This window comes from Candidatus Omnitrophota bacterium (assembly GCA_018894435.1).
Taxonomy (GTDB): domain Bacteria; phylum Omnitrophota; class Gorgyraeia; order JAHIPI01; family JAHIPI01; genus JAHIPI01.
The window spans coordinates 1-16214 of record JAHIPI010000075.1; the positions used below are offsets into that span (position 1 = coordinate 1).

The 16214-nt window shown below is 44.1% G+C and carries 18 protein-coding genes, 1 tRNA gene and 1 other RNA gene; all 20 read left to right on the top strand.

Annotation, left to right across the window (positions count from 1 at the left end; translation table 11 throughout):
* The coding region (locus tag KKI13_06025; protein ID MBU4488604.1) for a hypothetical protein at positions 1 to 254 on the top strand (254 nt) is incomplete at its 5' end.
* Between the two features lie 63 nt (positions 255 to 317).
* Positions 318 to 908, top strand: a complete 591-nt coding sequence (locus tag KKI13_06030; protein ID MBU4488605.1) for a hypothetical protein — start codon at positions 318 to 320, stop codon at positions 906 to 908.
* 301 nt (positions 909 to 1209) lie between these two features.
* On the top strand, positions 1210 to 1983 hold the full coding sequence (locus KKI13_06035; protein ID MBU4488606.1) for a hypothetical protein: 774 nt from the start codon (positions 1210 to 1212) through the stop codon (positions 1981 to 1983).
* Positions 1964 to 3019, top strand: a complete 1056-nt coding sequence (locus KKI13_06040; GenBank protein MBU4488607.1) for a nucleotidyl transferase AbiEii/AbiGii toxin family protein — start codon at positions 1964 to 1966, stop codon at positions 3017 to 3019. The genes KKI13_06035 and KKI13_06040 overlap by 20 nt, the downstream gene beginning before the upstream one ends.
* A gap of 503 nt (positions 3020 to 3522) precedes the next feature.
* The gene (locus KKI13_06045) at positions 3523 to 3816 is read left to right on the top strand and encodes a nucleotidyltransferase family protein (protein ID MBU4488608.1); all 294 of its coding nucleotides are present in this window, start codon (positions 3523 to 3525) and stop codon (positions 3814 to 3816) included.
* Positions 3809 to 4147 (top strand): DUF86 domain-containing protein, encoded by a 339-nt coding sequence (locus KKI13_06050; protein ID MBU4488609.1) that lies wholly within the window; start codon positions 3809 to 3811, stop codon positions 4145 to 4147. Before KKI13_06045 ends, KKI13_06050 begins: the two co-directional genes overlap by 8 nt.
* Positions 4148 to 4480: 333 nt before the next feature.
* Positions 4481 to 4557, top strand: a tRNA-Val gene (locus KKI13_06055).
* Positions 4558 to 4674: 117 nt separating this feature from the next.
* A complete protein-coding gene (locus KKI13_06060; protein MBU4488610.1) occupies positions 4675 to 5385 on the top strand; it encodes a hypothetical protein in 711 nt (236 codons plus the stop codon).
* Between the two features lies 1 nt (position 5386).
* Positions 5387 to 5827, top strand: a complete 441-nt coding sequence (locus KKI13_06065; GenBank protein ID MBU4488611.1) for a ribonuclease HI family protein — start codon at positions 5387 to 5389, stop codon at positions 5825 to 5827.
* A 13-nt stretch (positions 5828 to 5840) separates the two neighbouring features.
* Positions 5841 to 6237: RNase P RNA component class A (gene rnpB / locus KKI13_06070), an RNA gene on the top strand.
* A 46-nt stretch (positions 6238 to 6283) separates the two neighbouring features.
* Positions 6284 to 6718: a holo-ACP synthase gene (gene acpS / locus KKI13_06075; GenBank protein MBU4488612.1), complete on the top strand. Its 435-nt coding sequence runs from the start codon at positions 6284 to 6286 to the stop codon at positions 6716 to 6718.
* Positions 6719 to 6734: 16 nt separating this feature from the next.
* The gene (locus KKI13_06080; GenBank protein MBU4488613.1) at positions 6735 to 10634 is read left to right on the top strand and encodes a diguanylate cyclase; all 3900 of its coding nucleotides are present in this window, start codon (positions 6735 to 6737) and stop codon (positions 10632 to 10634) included.
* Between the two features lie 19 nt (positions 10635 to 10653).
* Complete coding sequence (locus KKI13_06085) at positions 10654 to 11049, top strand: PilZ domain-containing protein (protein MBU4488614.1); 396 nt, start codon at positions 10654 to 10656, stop codon at positions 11047 to 11049.
* 3 nt (positions 11050 to 11052) lie between these two features.
* Complete coding sequence (locus KKI13_06090) at positions 11053 to 11769, top strand: DUF3047 domain-containing protein (GenBank protein MBU4488615.1); 717 nt, start codon at positions 11053 to 11055, stop codon at positions 11767 to 11769.
* A gap of 21 nt (positions 11770 to 11790) precedes the next feature.
* Positions 11791 to 12222 (top strand): hypothetical protein, encoded by a 432-nt coding sequence (locus tag KKI13_06095; protein ID MBU4488616.1) that lies wholly within the window; start codon positions 11791 to 11793, stop codon positions 12220 to 12222.
* 201 nt (positions 12223 to 12423) lie between these two features.
* A complete protein-coding gene (gene mraZ, locus KKI13_06100; protein ID MBU4488617.1) occupies positions 12424 to 12861 on the top strand; it encodes a division/cell wall cluster transcriptional repressor MraZ in 438 nt (145 codons plus the stop codon).
* A gap of 51 nt (positions 12862 to 12912) precedes the next feature.
* The gene (locus KKI13_06105) at positions 12913 to 13086 is read left to right on the top strand and encodes a hypothetical protein (protein ID MBU4488618.1); all 174 of its coding nucleotides are present in this window, start codon (positions 12913 to 12915) and stop codon (positions 13084 to 13086) included.
* 17 nt (positions 13087 to 13103) lie between these two features.
* On the top strand, positions 13104 to 14000 hold the full coding sequence (rsmH, locus tag KKI13_06110) for a 16S rRNA (cytosine(1402)-N(4))-methyltransferase RsmH (protein ID MBU4488619.1): 897 nt from the start codon (positions 13104 to 13106) through the stop codon (positions 13998 to 14000).
* Between the two features lie 15 nt (positions 14001 to 14015).
* Positions 14016 to 14390 carry a hypothetical protein gene (locus KKI13_06115; GenBank protein MBU4488620.1) on the top strand — a complete coding sequence of 125 codons (375 nt, stop codon included), beginning with the start codon at positions 14016 to 14018 and terminating at the stop codon, positions 14388 to 14390.
* Positions 14391 to 14420: 30 nt separating this feature from the next.
* Positions 14421 to 16214, top strand: a complete 1794-nt coding sequence (locus tag KKI13_06120; GenBank protein ID MBU4488621.1) for a penicillin-binding protein 2 — start codon at positions 14421 to 14423, stop codon at positions 16212 to 16214.

Consider the following 16214-nt stretch of genomic DNA (forward strand, 5'->3'; position numbering starts at 1 on the left):
ATTGGGATGTCCGCCAGATAAGCGGAAAATGGCTGCTCTGGAAACCGAGGATTAGGGAAGTCAAAGATCCGGAACAAGATTGGTTCATAGATCAAGAGATTAAAAAAGAAGTAGAGGAATTCGCAGAAACCCACAAAGATTTTGAAAAATATAGGCCTAAAATGGCTAAAATAGCGCAGGAGCCCGACAGCGAAAATTTAAGCTTGCAGGAACTCTATGACGAAGCTAAAAAAAGAGTCGGGGAGGGAAGGTAAGACAAAAATAGTACATATGGGCAATAGGTGTCGAAAAGGAATGTTTTGAAATAGGGGGTGGTTATGAGAAGATTAGCTTGGATCGTATTATTGTGTTTTGTGGTTAGTGGATGCGCTACATATAGAGCAGCGAGATTGCCCTCAAGCGATGTTACGAGTTTTAGCAATTTTCAGGATCAAGAAGGACTCAAGGTCGCAGTTAAATTTTTCGATGCACGTGAGACAAAAAAGATATTTGGCGTTGGAAAGGTTTATGAAGTTTCCCAACCTGTATATATCGCTATTGATAATAGAACGAAATCCTCTTATGAATTTAAGAAGAGCATGCTTAATAAGCAAAGTATGCCAGCAGAAGAAGTGGCAAAACAATGTGGTTTTAGCACGGTCGGACGGGCTACGACTTACGGAGTGATAGGTTTATTTATATGGCCGTTCTTAATTCCGGCAGTGGTAGATGGGGTTGGCTCGGCACAGGCTAACGAAAAAATGCAAGACGATTATATGTATAAAGAAATTAAAGATGATAGAGTTCAGCCAAACGGGCTTCTTAACGGCGTGATTTTTGTAGACCGGATGAAAGATGGGGAGGAGTTTACGCTAAGATTAAGGAATGTGGATAATGACGAGATTAAACTTTTTAGCTTTGTAAAATAAATTTGCCATATGCTTTCCAATCGCAGCAGCGAAGCCATATACAGGAAGTGTTTATTTAATGTGGTACAATATGGTACAATATCAGACAATGTAATGGGTATGACTGAGCTCAAAGATTATCTTACTGCTACGGCGCATTAGTGCCGAGGTATGTTGATGATGAAAAAATACAAAATATTTATCAGCGGTGTTCAAAAGAATCAAAGGGAAGGGAAATAGGGGTTTATCGAGCGGATAAAATCAATTTGAGCCACTTTTTAGTAAAAAGTGGCTGGAGCTGATTATCTTAAGGAGATGCGTCTTGAATAAAAAAGGATTAGTCAGGGAATATATAAAGAAACAACGCTACTTTAATCTTGCCGGGGTCATAAAGGAAACAGGCCTCAGCAAGCAAGTGGCAAAGAACTATCTATATACCTTAAAGAACGAAGGCACTGTCTTTTCTGCGGGCAGAGGAGTATATAGCTCTGTTACGCAAGAATTCCACCCGCAAGAAAAGAGCCGTGTAATCGAGATTCGGCAGCTTTTGAAAAAACAATTCCCCGAACTCGATTTCCTTATATGGAACACTCTCTATTTTCAGCCTTATTATCATCACCAGCAAACGCACAATATTACTTTTGTCGAGGTAGAGGCAGATGCGATGCGTCCTGTCGCTGACAGTATATCGCGCAATTACCGTTTCGTAATGATTGAAAAGGCAAGCCGGGTGGCGCCCAAAGGTTTTGATATTATCCGCGACCCCATCATTGTTAGGATGTTGATTAAGGGCTCACCCCGGAAGGAGCATATGCCCAGTCTTGAAAAGATGCTTGTTGACCTTTTCGTGATCAAAGACAAGTACTCAACCATGCCAGATGGCGATTACTGGGAGTTGTGGCGTAGTATTGATGAGCTCTTTAGGGTCAATGTCATTTCCCTAATTGCCTATGCCAAAACTCGGAGATACTTTCAAGGCATGCTTTCTCAACTCATTGATAATATTGGGCTTAATAAGGTTACTTTCGGCGCATATCTAAAATATGCAGGTAAAGTAACATATAACAAAGGCACTCATGGCAAAGCAAATACCTGATCTCAACCGGATGGAATCTCTCAGAAAAGAGCTGGGTTTTAAAGATCCTGGTATCTTTGAGAAATCCGTTTACGCGTTTAACCTGTTAAGCGAATTGCTCCGCGTCTATCCTGGATTGATATTTAAAGGCGGCACAGCTATCCTGCTGCATATCTTCCCGCCAGTCAGGCTGTCCATAGACATCGATATCCTTTTGCCGGTAAAGGAAGAGGCAGGATTAAAAGACGCGCTTGGCAGGTTAGTGTCGGCGTCGAAATGGTTCGACGCCGTAAAAGAGGATACGCGTCACAGTAAGATTCCTAAAGCGCATTATAAATTTCATTTCGCGTCGCAATTCTCAAAAATTCCGCAATACGTGCTCTTAGACGTTGTTTTTACGGAGCATCCTTATAAGAAGCTAGTCGAGAAAGACATATCAAAAATCCCGATGGTTTTTTCTGATTCGGATGTGGCTGTCCGGGTACCGACGCCGGAAGGATTAGTGGGCGACAAAATAACAGCTGTCTCGCCTAAGACGACGGGCATTCCTTTAAACAAAAAACGGGCAATGGAGGTTTTAAAGCAGGTTATTGATTTAGGCGAGCTTTTTAAGGTCGCCAGCGATGTCGCGGACATAAGACAGAGTTTCTTAAAAACCGCAGAGCAGGAGAACGGTTTTCGTAAGACAGATTATTCTGTCGATGAGATTCTGGATGATGTGACGGATCTTGCGTTTAAATATTCACAGTCCTTGCTTAAAGGCGCAGATAATTCTTTTCCTGAGATAGCGCTAATTAACGACGGACTAAATAAGGTCGGCAATCATTTACGGCAGAAAATAAACCCGCAGGATCTTAAGATTGCCTTTGCAAGAATTGCGTATACGGCGAGGGTGCTCAAGGAAAGAGAAAACCAGCAGCTTATAAAGAAGGTTGATATGTCTTTGACTCAGGGATTGATGCTTCCTGAAAAATACAAGATTCTTGAAAAACTCAAGACAATTATTCCGGAGGCATATTTTTATTGGGCTTTAGCTGTTGGAACGAAGCACGGTTAGTGTGCGGTCACTGCGCAATTTGCGCGATTACTGCGCGATTAGCCGATAGAGTCATAAAGGGGGCAAAGGGGACACCAAGGGGACATAAAGGGGTCACAAACATGCCAAACGTGCCATAAATTTGCTTGACTAACAATGTGGTTTGGCATATACTTTACCCTTTAGTAGGTAGTTAGCTTAGCCTTATTTAAGGCAAGCTAGGGCCTTGGCGACTTGAGGGCGCGGTTTTGGGGTGTTTTGATCGGGGAAGGGTTCGCCTAGGGATAGTAAAATGCCCTTTTTACGGTGTTTATATAGCTTTATAAGGAGGGTCACTTCTTGGCGGTCTGTGGTTCGAAAACCGTCAAAGCTGGCCCACCAAATTTTGTGAAGCAAAATTTGGTCCCGTAGCAGCGTTAAGTCCGCCAAGGGCGGATAGCTGCGAAGGGGCCAACAAAAGGCGTAGTTCATAGAACGTGAACAGATAGTTCACGTTCTATGAACACTAATAATGAGGGATAAATATGTCACCCAAAAATAAAATATTAAAAACAATACAAGAACATTCCGGCGATCTAAAGGCTTATGGGGTTAAAAGAGTCGGCCTATTCGGTTCTTTTGCGCAATTGCGCCAGAATGCCAAAAGTGATATTGACATACTTGTTGAGTTCAATCGCGGCGATAAAACGTTTGATAATTATATGGAACTCAAGTTCTATCTAGAGAAGCTATTTCATCGGAAAGTCGACTTGGTCATTAAAGATGCCTTGAAAGCAAGGATTAAGGATAGGGTGCTTTCGGAGGTTGAATATGCGTGATTATAAGCTTTACCTGGACGATATTTCGGAAGCAGCTAAAAAAATAGAAAAGTATGTCAGAGGCTTTAACCTTGAAAAGTTGAAAAAAGACAGCCTAACCGTTGATGCCGTGGTGCGTAATCTGGAAATTATAGGCGAAGCGGCGAAAAGCATCCCTGCGAGCGTCAAAGAGAAATATCCGGACATCGAATGGAAGAAAATCGCAGGGCTAAGGGATATTTTAGTGCACGAATATTTTGGTATAGACCTGGAAGTACTTTGGGATATTATTGAAAATAAGTTGCCCCTTCTGAAGAAACAAATAGAACGCGCCTTAAAAGATGTTAAATAACTCTTTTTGAGGTGCGTTTTTGGAAAAGGGCTCGCATAGGGATAGCAAAACGCCCTTTTTGCGGTGTTTATATAACTTTATAAGCAGGGTTACTTCTTGACAGTCTGTGGTTCGAAAACCGTCAAGTCCGGCCCACCAGAAATGCAGTCGTAAGTCGTAAGTTTTAAGTCGCAAGGTCAAACTTAAGACTTAAGACTTACGACTTAAGACTTAAAACTGTTTTTCTGGGCGGTTAGCTTCCCGCCTACACACTAGCGTGTTCGGCGGCCCCGCCTTTTTCGGGGTCCCGCAGAACGAAGTGCATGCGGGGCAGCTGGTTAGTGCAATTCAAATGGGCGGTTAGCTCAGCTGGTTAGAGCGTGTGCCTCACATGCACAAGGTCGGTGGTTCGAGCCCACTACCGCCCACCAAGTTTCGCGAAGCGAAACTTGGTCCTGAGCGAGCGTAATGACGCGACGAGAAGGAGCGTCATAGCGAGTCGAAGGGCCATCGCAACGTTTGTCACTAGATCCAAACCATAAGGAAACATGGCAATAGCGGAACTTTTAAATAATCTAGTAGAATTACAGGCGATTGACAAAGAGATTTATGATTGCAGAAGACAGCTTCAAGAGGTCCCGACGACTATAAAAGGTCTCGAACTGGAGATGGAAACTGCCTCAGCCCAGACAAAGAAAAAAGACGAAGAACTTAAGGCATGCCAGCTCAAGCGTAAAGAAAAAGAGATAGACCTGGAGACGAAAGAGAACGGCATTAAGAAACTTCAGGGGCAGCTTTATCAGGTGAAGACAAACAACGAATATAACGCGCTGGAAAAAGAGATAGCCGGTTTAAAAGCCGATAAGTCATTACTGGAAGAGGAGATCCTCGGCATATTTGACAAGGTAGAGGCGGCGGAGAAAGAAGTCGCCGAAACCAAAAAGGCGCTTTTTGAGGAAAAAAAGAGGATAGACGGCGAGAAGGTCAAGCTGGAAAATACGCGTAAAGAGATAGGCGTAAAGCTGGCAGAATTTGAGGAGAAGCGTAAGCGCGTACTTCCGATGATAGACAAAGAGACGCTCAGGCGCTACGAACGCATATTGCACGGAAAAGACGGCATGGCGCTAGTCGTGGTAAAAGGCGAAAATTGCGGCGGTTGCTTTGTGCATCTGCCTCCACAGGTAATAAACGAAATAAGGTTAAAAGAAAAGATAATCTACTGCGAACGCTGCGCAAGGATGCTTTTTACCGAAGATTAAAATGAAAAAAAAGAGTTTAGAGATATCCATATATATAGACGGCGCGGCCAGAGGAAATCCCGGCCCCGCGGGCGCGGGTATTATCCTTAAAGACACTAAAAAGACGGTGAGAGAGATCCATAAATATCTCGGAGAAGCGACTAATAATGTGGCCGAATATAGCGCCGCCATTTTAGGTCTAGAGGAAGCAATCGCGCTCGGATATAAGAATGCCGTGCTTCATATGGACAGCGAGCTGGTGTCTCAGCAGCTAAAGGGTGAGTACAGGGTAAGAGACGAAAACATGAAGGTGCTTTTCGAGAAGGCTATTCGGCTCATAAACAGTTTTGACAGCGTGAAAATAGTAAAGATAGACAGAGAGAATAATAAAGAAGCAGATAAACTTGCCAACAAGGCCATAAATCTTTCAGGCCTTGGCGCGGCAAGTAAAATAATCATATAGTTAAGGGCCCTGGTAAGTAAATCGGGCAACCGCCCCCCCCGACGTATCGTCGGGGGGAGAGGAAAGTCCGGGCTCCAAAGAGCAGCGTAGCGGGTAACACCCGTCGGCCGTAAGGTTAGGATAACCCCGCCGTTGGCGGGGACCCCGCAGAGTCGCAAGACGCATGCGGGGAGAGCAACAGAGACGAGTCCCCGACGGATCGTCGGGGGGTGAAACGGGCAATCTCTACGCGGAGCAAGACCAAATAGGTCCTGATTTAGTAGCTGCTCGCTTCTGCCGCAATTTATCGGCGTCAGGACGGGTAAGGTCGCTAGATCCTGCCAGCAATGGCAGGACAAGATAAATGGTTGCCAAATGAGGTCGGATTATGGCCTCATTTACAGAACTCGGCTTACAGATTTACTTGTCCGGGCCCCTTTATTTTTATGCCGTTTCGATACGGGTAGTGTGATTTAAATGTTTAAAATCGGTGTTGATTGCGAAAATATAGCAAGATTCAGGCGTCTGCCATACGCGAAGAGCGAATTTTTTTATAAACGCGTATTTACTCCTGCGGAGATAAAATATTGCGTGTCTTGCCGCGAGCCCTATCATCGTTTTGCCGTAAGATTTGCGGCAAAGGAAGCGGTGATAAAAGCGCTTAGCGGTATAGCGAGGCCCTATTACCGCGATATAGAAGTGCGCAAAGAAAAAAGCGGCGCGCCAAGGATACATATTAATTTAAAAAAATTCAGCGAAACAAAGAACCTTGATATACTTTTGAGCCTTGCGCATTCAAAGACTCATGCGATCGCATTTGTTATCGCAACGGACCAAAAAAGAGAAAAAAGTAAATTGAGAAGAGCGCTTCGCGAAACGGCGCCCTTCATAAAAAAGAATTTCGGCGGATAAAGGCAAGGAGTTTTTGATGCCGGATAATCCCAGTCGCCCGCAAAAAAGAGACGATAAGATAAGCGATGCTGAACTTGCTTATCTGGACGATCTCACTGGCCTGTATAACCGCCGCTATCTCAGCCTTACGCTTCCCAAAGAACTTGCCAAGATCAAAGATAAAAAGAGTGCTTTGTCGCTTTTCATGATAGACTTTGATGATTTTAAGGCCATTAATGATACTTACGGCCATTTAAACGGCGACAAAGTCCTCATAGAAATATCCAATATCCTCAAGAAAGAAATAGGCCGGGAAGGCATATTTATAAGGTACGCCGGCGACGAGTTTATGGTCCTGCTTTCCGGAAAGCCTCTTAGAGAAGCCGTTTTGCTGGGTACTAACCTTTTAGCCGCAATATCGGCGCACAAATTAGAATTGAAAAGCGGCAAGAAACTTTTCAATATCTCCTTCAGCGTAGGCGTAGCCACCTATCCCGAAGATGCCGACACAGCAGAAAATCTCATAGACAAAGCAGACCAGGCCCTGTATACCGCAAAGAGATTGGGGAAGAATAGGCTTGCCACCGCGAAGGATATTGCCGCAGAGGCAAAAGACCGCGATATGGTCCAAAATGCCTTGCCATGCAAAAAGATGATAGGAAGGGAGAAAGAAAGAGAGGCTTTGAAAAAGATTTATGACAGTGCCGCCGAGGGCGCTAGAAAATATGCCATAATACGCGGCCGAGACGGTATTGGCAAGACGCGCCTTATGCTTGAGGTATTTGGCCCGGAAAGGATCAGCCCGAAAGGGCTTTTGTTAAGATGCAGCAGGGAAGAGATGTATCAGGAATTCGGCGCTATAGTTTCAGCGCTGAATGATTTTCTGGGCTATTTCGAAATAAAAGATCCCAAACGAGCGGAAGCAGAGATATTTAACGCTATTGTTGATATTAGCGTAAAGGAGAAAACTGATAAGCTTTTATTCCTGATCGATGATATCGCTTGGATCGATAACGGAAGCTCGAAAATAATAGAGAGGGTGTTAAAGCACCGCTCCTTTAATAGTGTTGTAGTGGCAGCGACATTGCCTGCCGGCGATACCGCGTTTATTGATACGCCTTTTCTGCAGTTTGCCGCCCATAGAGATGATTTGCCGCAACCGGAAACCATAGAACTCGGCCCTCTTTCGGAAAATTCAGTATCGGAATTATTGGAAACTGTTTTTTCAGGTCTTCTGATACCCCCGGACACGAAAAGAAAGATCTACGCCCTGACGAGCGGCTCGCCCCGAGCCATAGAAGAGATAATCAAGTTTATGCTGAAGAAGAAAATAATTTATCCAAAAATGGGCAAGTGGGTGTTTGACGAAAAATCCCTCGGTAAGATGCCGGAGTCGATGAATGAATTGCTAAACAGCTTCATTTCAGAATTAGACAATGACGCAAAAGACCTGCTTAAAAAAGCAGCGGTCATGGGCAGCGATTTTAATATAGATATTTTAAAATCGCTTTACGGCAAAAATGAGGGCGAACTAATCGATATGCTGGACAAGTTGAAGGAAGAAGGTATTTTAGGGCATAGCGGCCGAGACGCGAGCGGCGCAGTTTCTTTTGTAAACAATGCTATTAGAGAAAGTATATATAACTCTATTAAGAAGTCGGAATTACAGGAGACGCACAAAAGGATCGCCGAACTGATAAAAGAGTACCATAAGTCCGAAATGAATAAGGCATATGGCGAGGTGAAATACCACATGGAAGAGGCCGGCGAAGAGGCATTTCCCGCAGGCACTGCGGAGATGATGCCAAGCGCCGAAGAGATCGCCGAAAAACCGCTTAGCGAGAAAAGCGTCAAGATAGCCCCTAATATTGTCATACTTTTACGCGCGGCATGGCTTAATTCTAATCTCTATCCTCTTGACAATAAGACATGCGTAGATTCCATAGAAAACCTATATAGCGAAATAAGGGCCATTCTGGATAACGACCCCACTCTCACGATAACCGTTTCCGGAGAGGATGTTCTGGTCAACGGCGAAGTTGTAAGCAGAAAGAGGCTCAACATAATGCTTGCTCGCGCACTGGCGGCACTTTTTGCGGATTACGGTATAAGCAGCATAACGTTTAAAAAAGGAATGCCGAAGGAAGAGCTGGAATCGCTCCTTACCATTTTTATAAAAAAGGAAGACATAGATAAGCCCGGCGCTTTCGTAAAAATGTTAACGGAAAACGGTATAAGCCATATCAAGATAGATGAGGTCAAATACCGCAAGGCATCGGATTACAGGCGCATGCGGGGCATGAAAGACGGAGCGCTTGCTAAATCTATCCTTGAGAATCCCGTACTTAAAGAATTACTCTCAATCAACGAAGGCGGCATAGAATTGAGCCAAAAAGCAGTTCACTCCATATCCGGTGCCATAACGGATATATCAGGCGAGGCTATCGGCGAAAAAGATAAGATGCTCCTCATAATGGAGAGCTTAAATATGGCCAGTGCCGAGCTTTCGACAAAAGACAAGGCAGCGTGGGACAGGGAAAAAAAGAGTTTGGCGGATGTATTTCTATCTATGAAACCCGGTTTGCGGACAAAGATAATAGAAGAAGGCGGTGCTTACGAATCAGAAGGGAGTAATTTTATTTACGATATATTGTCTTCTCTTGACGATGAAACGACAGTAAAGGTGCTCAAAGAGGGTTATCGCGATTCGAAATTACCGCCGGAAGACCTCAGACGTTTTTTGACCGTTATTATGAAGAGCCAGAGCCAGCATAAAGTTCCCTGCGACAAGATAGCGGATCTTTTCAAAAAGGCGGGTATAGATAAAGAGGCGATTACTAAAGCCCTTGAGATTGCGCCTACAGATCCGTTTTTTGAAAAACTGGCAAAAGAGTTTATGGATACCGGTAAGTCCGAAGCACTGGACAGCAAATATATAAATAACCTGCGGCCCCTAACCGAAGCGCTCGCGATAAAAAACGATAAAAAAACCATAACGGACCTGATAAACAGCCTCACGGAGAAACTCGGTTCAGATTCACCGGCAGTAAGAAATTCCACAGCGGAAGGATTGGGCAAGATATCGGATGTTCTGCTGGAAAAGGAATTTTTCGATATCGCCTCCGGTATAAGCGCTACTCTCGCCGCCCGCTTAAAAGTTGAGGATAATTCTAAAGTATATGCCGGGATCCTGAAGAGCTTTGAAAGTATTATAAGTATCCTTATACAAAAACAGAGGCCGCCTTTATTGGTTCGGCCGTTCGCACTACTAAGGGAAGAGGCGGCATCTCCGAAGCGTTCAGCCGAATTCAAAAGATATGTTAATGCCGCATTAAGCCGGGCGTTGTCCATAGAGAATATGAATATATTGCTCCTCTCGCTTAAGAGCAAAGCGGGTAAAGATTACGCAGCCATAACAGAAATCCTGTCCGCTTTTAAAGATGAAATCATGCCGTCACTTATTGGCGTGTTGGCAAAGAGGGACGAGATGAAGTGGGATCCGTTCGACGTATATGTGAAGAAGCAGAATGTAGCGGTAATATTAAAAAAAATGGGAGACGATGCGATTACGAAAATGGCCAGCCTTCTTAGCGAAAAAAAGCCGCTTGCGGCACAAAACGCGGCGGAAGTATTCGGGCATATAAATGATATACGGTACCTGCCCTACATGGAACAAGCAGCCGTTTATCCAGACAAGGAAGTGAGGAAGACAGCGCTGGAAGCAATAAAGAAAATGCGTGATGGCGATACCATAGTAAAGGCTCTTATAAATATACTTCAGAAAGAAAAGGAACCCGCTCTAATCTCCAAGATTATAGATACTATCTCGGAACTGGCAAACCGGCAGTTCATACCTTATATAAAGAACGAACTTAAGGGCAGGATACGGCTGGACGATTACGATAAATTAGTAAATAAACTTGATGGCAGAAAGTAATTCCAAAAAAGGATAATATATGAAACCCAATGGCTATAAAGGTCCCGAGCGCCGTACATATATACGCCTGGAAGCTGACTACGCCGTAAATTATATCAAACTCTCAAATGATTTGAAGCCCATCGGCGATATTATAGAGGACGCGTATGCCAAGGATATAAGCGGCGCCGGGCTAAAATTTATTACTTCAGAAGAAATCAAACCAGGGGCCCTCATAGAAGTACATGTAAAAATACCTACGGTGAGCAAATATATTACCGCCATAGGCAGGGTTTTGCGATGCGAGTCGGACAGAAAGAAAACTTTTGCGATCGCAATGTCTTTCGCGTGGATAACAAAAAGCGACAGAGAGCTTGTGGATGAGTATGTCAAGAAGCTGAAATTGAATATACTGCGCTCCGAAACAAAGATGTAATTTATGAATAAAGCGAGATCCGTAATTTTAGTAATCGTAGTATTATCTTTGATTGCGCTATTTTATCTCGACAGAACATATGGAATACTCGTTATCATCAATAAGATATTCCCTGCCAAAAAAGAAACCGCGCTTATTAAATTTTTCCCTTTCGACAATAATGATTCCCTGAAAGAGTGGAGCGAGAAGGTCCTTAAGGGGCACGTAAAGTATACCATCGAATCATTTGAGGGCTCCTCCTATGTTCACGCCGTAAGCAAAGGTTCTTGTTCCGCGATGTACTACGAAGTAAAATTAGATGCCGCGAGGCATCCTTTTCTTTCCTGGAAGTGGCGTGTTACGGGTTTTCCCGGCGGCACGTCGAAAGACGACCTGTCAGACAAGGCCAAGGACGATTTCGCGGCCAGAGTCTATATAATATTTCCCGCGCTATTTTTCGCTAATTCGAAAGTTCTGGAATATGTATGGGCAAAAGACCTTCCCGCGGGGACAATAGGACGAAGCCCATACTCCAACAATATAAAGATAGTAGTCCTAAAACAAGGAGAAGCCGCAGAATGGGCTTCGGAGGAGAGAGATATATACAAAGATTACCTTGAGGCATTTTCAGAAAAGCCAAAATTAATAATAGGCGCGCTTGCGTTTATGTGCGATTCGGACAGCACTAAAACTGAGGCAGAGGCATTTTTCGACGATATAAAAATTTTTTACAAAAGATAATCTATTTAAGGAGGGTGACTTATGCGGAAATTTTATTTGGTACAAAATAGGTTGGAATCGCATTACTTACGTTTACTTGTTTTATCGCTCATTTTACCCACCTTGGCCGTGGGCGGGTGTTTGTATTATCTGATATTTTATCTTTTGGCCCAGCAAATAGGGATACCGGAAGCCGTCTCGGAGCAGTTATCCCCCGTAGTAGCGAAGCTCAATATATTCCTATTAGTATCAATACCGATATTATTTGTCATATTAATATCGGTAGGTATATTTTTGTCCCGAAAACTTGCGGGCCCTATAGAACGGCTTGAAAGAGAATTGGAGACGATCATAGCCGGCAATCTGATGTCGAGGCGCCTTAAGCTGCGAAAGGACGATGAGCTTAAACCGATGGTAGATAGCGTAAATCTGCTGCTTGAAAGAATAGAAAAAGATGAGGTAGGAAAAAAGTAAAAAAATTCAATTTTCCCGCGATTTTTCCCGCCACTATATGTAGCGTTTCATACCCCAAAATGTCTATTACTTGTATTTTTTTTAACTTCTTTAGTATCAACTTCTTAAAAATAGTTTAAAAAGTTTTTCAAACCACTTGACAAGCAGGTATCCCTGATGTATACTTACTGTAAAGTGGCTTAAAGTGGAGGAAAGTGGTAAATGTTTTACGGCGAATATTTGCACGTTTTGGACAAAAAAGGAAGGCTGATCCTTCCCGCAAAATTCCGCGAGGCAGCGAAGGCGCATTACATAGAAAAATTCTTCCTTACGCGCGGGCTGGATAATTGCCTTTTTATGTTCGCGGAAGACGAATGGAAAGCGCAGGAAGCCAAGTTTAAAGTGATGCCCTTTACTAAATCGCAATCACGAAAATTTAACCGGCTGTATTTTTCCGGGGCCATTGAGATAGAGTTTGATAAGCAGGGCAGGATGTTAATACCTAAGTATCTAAAAGATTTCGCGGGGATAAGGAGTGAAGTCATGATCATAGGCGTCTCAAACAGGATAGAGGTATGGGACGTGAAGAAGTGGGACGAATTCTATAATAGCGAAAAGGGTTCCTTCGAGAAGATCTCCGAAAACCTGCTTAGCGAATAAGACATTATAGATCCTATAGAAAAATGAGGAGTTTAAAGGGAGGTGGTTCCAATGATTAGAAGCGCCGCAAGCAACAGCAAAAATGAATTTAAAGAATTGTTACAATACGATACTTTGGTGGAGCGATTGAAAAGGCTGCGCGCCTTAAACAGAGACCCTGAGAAAATAGGCCTTACGCAGTATACGTGGCATAGCTTTTCTATCGACAAGATAAAAAACCGCTAATCGGCTTTTAGTTTTTTATGAATACTAAAATGACGCACATCCCGGTACTTCTGGAAGAAACAATAGGTTATTTGAACCTTAAAAAAGGCATGGTAATACTTGACTGTACGGTCGGGATGGGCGGCCATGCAAAAGAGGTGCTGGAAAAAATAGGGGATACGGGGCATCTCATAGGGATTGATAGGGATGAGGACGTCCTGAACGAGGCAAAAGAGATCCTGGGCAAAACAGCGGGAGGCTTTAAACTATTCCACTCTAATTATAAAGATCTAGATTTTGTTCTGAGGGCGGCAGGGGTCGAAGAATTAGACGGGGCGCTTTTTGACCTAGGTGTTTCGTCGTTTCAGCTCATAAGCGCCGAAAGAGGTTTCAGTATAAAATCTGACGGCCCCCTTGACATGAGAATGGATAAACGAGAACCTCTCAAAGCCTCAGATATCATAAATAGATACTCGAAATATGAATTAATAGACCTTTTTAAGAAATACGGCGATGAATATTTTGCCGGGCGGATAGTGGAAAGGATAATAAGGGCAAGGGAAAGAGAAAAAATAGCTACGACCGGGCAGCTTGCCGAAATAGTAGAAAAAGCCTTTCCTTATAAATACAGGTTTAGGCGGATACATCCGGCGACAAAGGTCTTCATGGCTTTAAGAATAGCCGTTAATGATGAATTACAGAATTTCGAAACGGGATTGTCGAAAATTATCCCGTTTCTGAAGAAAAAAGCCAGGTTGTGCGTCATCTCATTCCACTCGATAGAAGACAGAACCGTAAAGAACGCTTTTAAAGAACTTGAGAAGCTTGAGATTTTCAAGATAATTACGAAAAAACCGGTTCAGCCGAGCGAAGAGGAGATAATAAATAATCCGCGAGCCCGCAGCGCAAAGCTGAGGGTAGCGGAAAGAACATAGAGGCGGGTAAAAGTTATGAGTCTTAAAAGGTATTTCGCAATTTTAACAATGATAACATTCTTAGGGGTATGCTATGTCCATCAGCAATTTTTGATTGTTGAGGCCAATTATACGATAAAAAAGCGAGAGCGTATATTATCACAGCTACTTGACCGGCACGCAAAGTTAAGGTATAATATGAATGCTCTTGAGTCGCCGGCATATCTGGAAGCAAAATTACAGGCTAGCGGCATAAAATGCGGTGTACCGAAAACGTGGGTCGTAGTTAAACGATCAGAAAGAGACCGCGCGTATAAATTTGCTAAAAATACCCAAAAGCGCGCAAATTTCGTCGATAAGTTTATGAACTTTATCACCGTCAAGGCTGAAGCTAAGACGGTTGAAAAATAGCAGTTCCTACCAACAGGCTAAGTTTTTTTAATGAACCGGAGATCTAACTACCGATACAAGAAAGCCGCCAAGGGGCGGTATTTCTTAATCTTTTCATTTTTTGTATTCTTTTTTGCTTTTCTTATCCTCCGACTTATATATCTGCAGGTACTGAGCCATTCCCGATACAAAGAGATCGCCGAAGCGAGCCGCAATGTCGTTATTAATCTGCCTCCTAAGCGCGGGGTTATCCTAGATAGGAATATGGAAAAACTCGCGATGAATGTCCCGAAATATTCTGTCTACGCCATCCCTCGCTGTATTACCCAAAAAGAAAAGACCGCGGATATGCTGGCTTCTATCCTCGGCATAAGCAAGGCCGAGGTATTGGAAAAGCTGTCCAAAGACAAACTATTTGTATGGATAGACAGAAAGGTTTCTGACGAAAAGGCCCGAAAGATAAAAGAGCGCGCGCTTAAGGGTGTAGATTTTGTCGCCGAGAGCGAAAGGAGTTACCCGAATAATTGCCTTCTCGCGCATGTGCTAGGTTTTGCGGATATAGACAATAGGGGCTTAGAAGGCCTTGAAATGTACTATGATAAGGAGCTTCGCGGAGTTTCGGGCTATAGGCGCGTGGTGGTGGATGCAAAACGCCGCCAAGTGAGCTCGTCGGATGAAGGTTTCCTGCCCGCCAGGAACGGTTATAATCTCGTACTTACGATTGATGAGGCGATACAGCATATAGCCGAGAAGGCCATGATGTCGGCCATTCTGAAGCACCACGCCAAATCCGCAAGCGTAGTTGTAATGAATCCTTATACGGGCGACATACTTGCGTTATCGAACTACCCTACTTACAACCCGAATAATTTTGTAGATTCGACTCCGGACGAGAGGCGGGACAGGGCAGTGACCGACCTATTTGAGCCGGGAAGCTCGTTCAAGGTTATTACTGCGAGCGCCGTTCTTTCTGAAAAGGTCGTCGGGCTTGATGACGAATTTTTCTGCGAAAACGGTGAATACAGAATAGCCGGAAAGATACTTCACGACGCTCATCCATACGGCCTCATAAAATTCAAAAATGTAATAGAAGTGTCCAGCAACATAGGGATCGTCAAAGCCGCCCAAAGGCTCGGCCCGGACAGGCTATATAAATACATAAAGCTTTTCGGATTCAATAATAAGACCGGTATAAATCTGCCCGGAGAGGTGACGGGAATTTTGCGCCCGACATCGGCTTGGTCAAAGACCTCCATGGTCGCCATACCCATTGGCCAGGAGGTCGGCGTGACGGCAATCCAGCTGGCAGCGGCTATATCTGCCATAGCGAACGGCGGCGTGCTGTTACAACCGCGTATAGTGGACAGGGTAATAGACGATAAAGGCGCGCTTATAAAAAAGTTTAAGCCGAAAGCAATAAGGCGTGTAATATCAATTGATACCTGCGACAAGGTGAAGGAGATCCTTAAAATGGTCGTAGATACCGGTACCGGCAAAAGGGCCGCTGTTTTAGGGTATTCGGCAGCCGGCAAGACCGGAACGGGGCAGAGGATTGAAGCGGACGGAAGTTATTCTCACAGTAAATTCAATTCGGTATTTATCGGATTTGCGCCCGCGGAAAACCCGAAACTCGCGATCGCCGTAGTGTTTGTCGAGCCGAGCCCTTATTATTACGGCGGGACCGTTGCGGCACCTGTATTTTCAGAAATAGCGACCAATACCCTCGGTTATCTTTCTATTTCGCCCGATGCGCCTAAGAAGATAAACCCCGTTAGAAGTAAGGTGCCGAAGGCGCCTGCCGCACCTTCGGTGCGGACTTCTAACGGGGTAAAGAAGAGGCGGTAG

What these genes read in the sequence shown, in the direction of transcription:
- KKI13_06030 (MBU4488605.1), top strand. Translation starts at nt 318, where the DNA reads ATGAGAAGATTAGCTTGGATCGTATTATTGTGTTTTGTGGTTAGTGGA.
- KKI13_06040 (MBU4488607.1), top strand. Translation starts at nt 1,964, where the DNA reads ATGGCAAAGCAAATACCTGATCTCAACCGGATGGAATCTCTCAGAAAA.
- KKI13_06045 (MBU4488608.1), top strand. Translation starts at nt 3,523, where the DNA reads ATGTCACCCAAAAATAAAATATTAAAAACAATACAAGAACATTCCGGC.
- KKI13_06050 (MBU4488609.1), top strand. Translation starts at nt 3,809, where the DNA reads ATGCGTGATTATAAGCTTTACCTGGACGATATTTCGGAAGCAGCTAAA.
- KKI13_06060 (MBU4488610.1), top strand. Translation starts at nt 4,675, where the DNA reads ATGGCAATAGCGGAACTTTTAAATAATCTAGTAGAATTACAGGCGATT.
- KKI13_06065 (MBU4488611.1), top strand. Translation starts at nt 5,387, where the DNA reads ATGAAAAAAAAGAGTTTAGAGATATCCATATATATAGACGGCGCGGCC.
- acpS (MBU4488612.1), top strand. Translation starts at nt 6,284, where the DNA reads ATGTTTAAAATCGGTGTTGATTGCGAAAATATAGCAAGATTCAGGCGT.
- KKI13_06080 (MBU4488613.1), top strand. Translation starts at nt 6,735, where the DNA reads ATGCCGGATAATCCCAGTCGCCCGCAAAAAAGAGACGATAAGATAAGC.
- KKI13_06085 (MBU4488614.1), top strand. Translation starts at nt 10,654, where the DNA reads ATGAAACCCAATGGCTATAAAGGTCCCGAGCGCCGTACATATATACGC.
- KKI13_06090 (MBU4488615.1), top strand. Translation starts at nt 11,053, where the DNA reads ATGAATAAAGCGAGATCCGTAATTTTAGTAATCGTAGTATTATCTTTG.
- KKI13_06095 (MBU4488616.1), top strand. Translation starts at nt 11,791, where the DNA reads ATGCGGAAATTTTATTTGGTACAAAATAGGTTGGAATCGCATTACTTA.
- mraZ (MBU4488617.1), top strand. Translation starts at nt 12,424, where the DNA reads ATGTTTTACGGCGAATATTTGCACGTTTTGGACAAAAAAGGAAGGCTG.
- KKI13_06105 (MBU4488618.1), top strand. Translation starts at nt 12,913, where the DNA reads ATGATTAGAAGCGCCGCAAGCAACAGCAAAAATGAATTTAAAGAATTG.
- rsmH (MBU4488619.1), top strand. Translation starts at nt 13,104, where the DNA reads ATGAATACTAAAATGACGCACATCCCGGTACTTCTGGAAGAAACAATA.
- KKI13_06115 (MBU4488620.1), top strand. Translation starts at nt 14,016, where the DNA reads ATGAGTCTTAAAAGGTATTTCGCAATTTTAACAATGATAACATTCTTA.
- KKI13_06120 (MBU4488621.1), top strand. Translation starts at nt 14,421, where the DNA reads ATGAACCGGAGATCTAACTACCGATACAAGAAAGCCGCCAAGGGGCGG.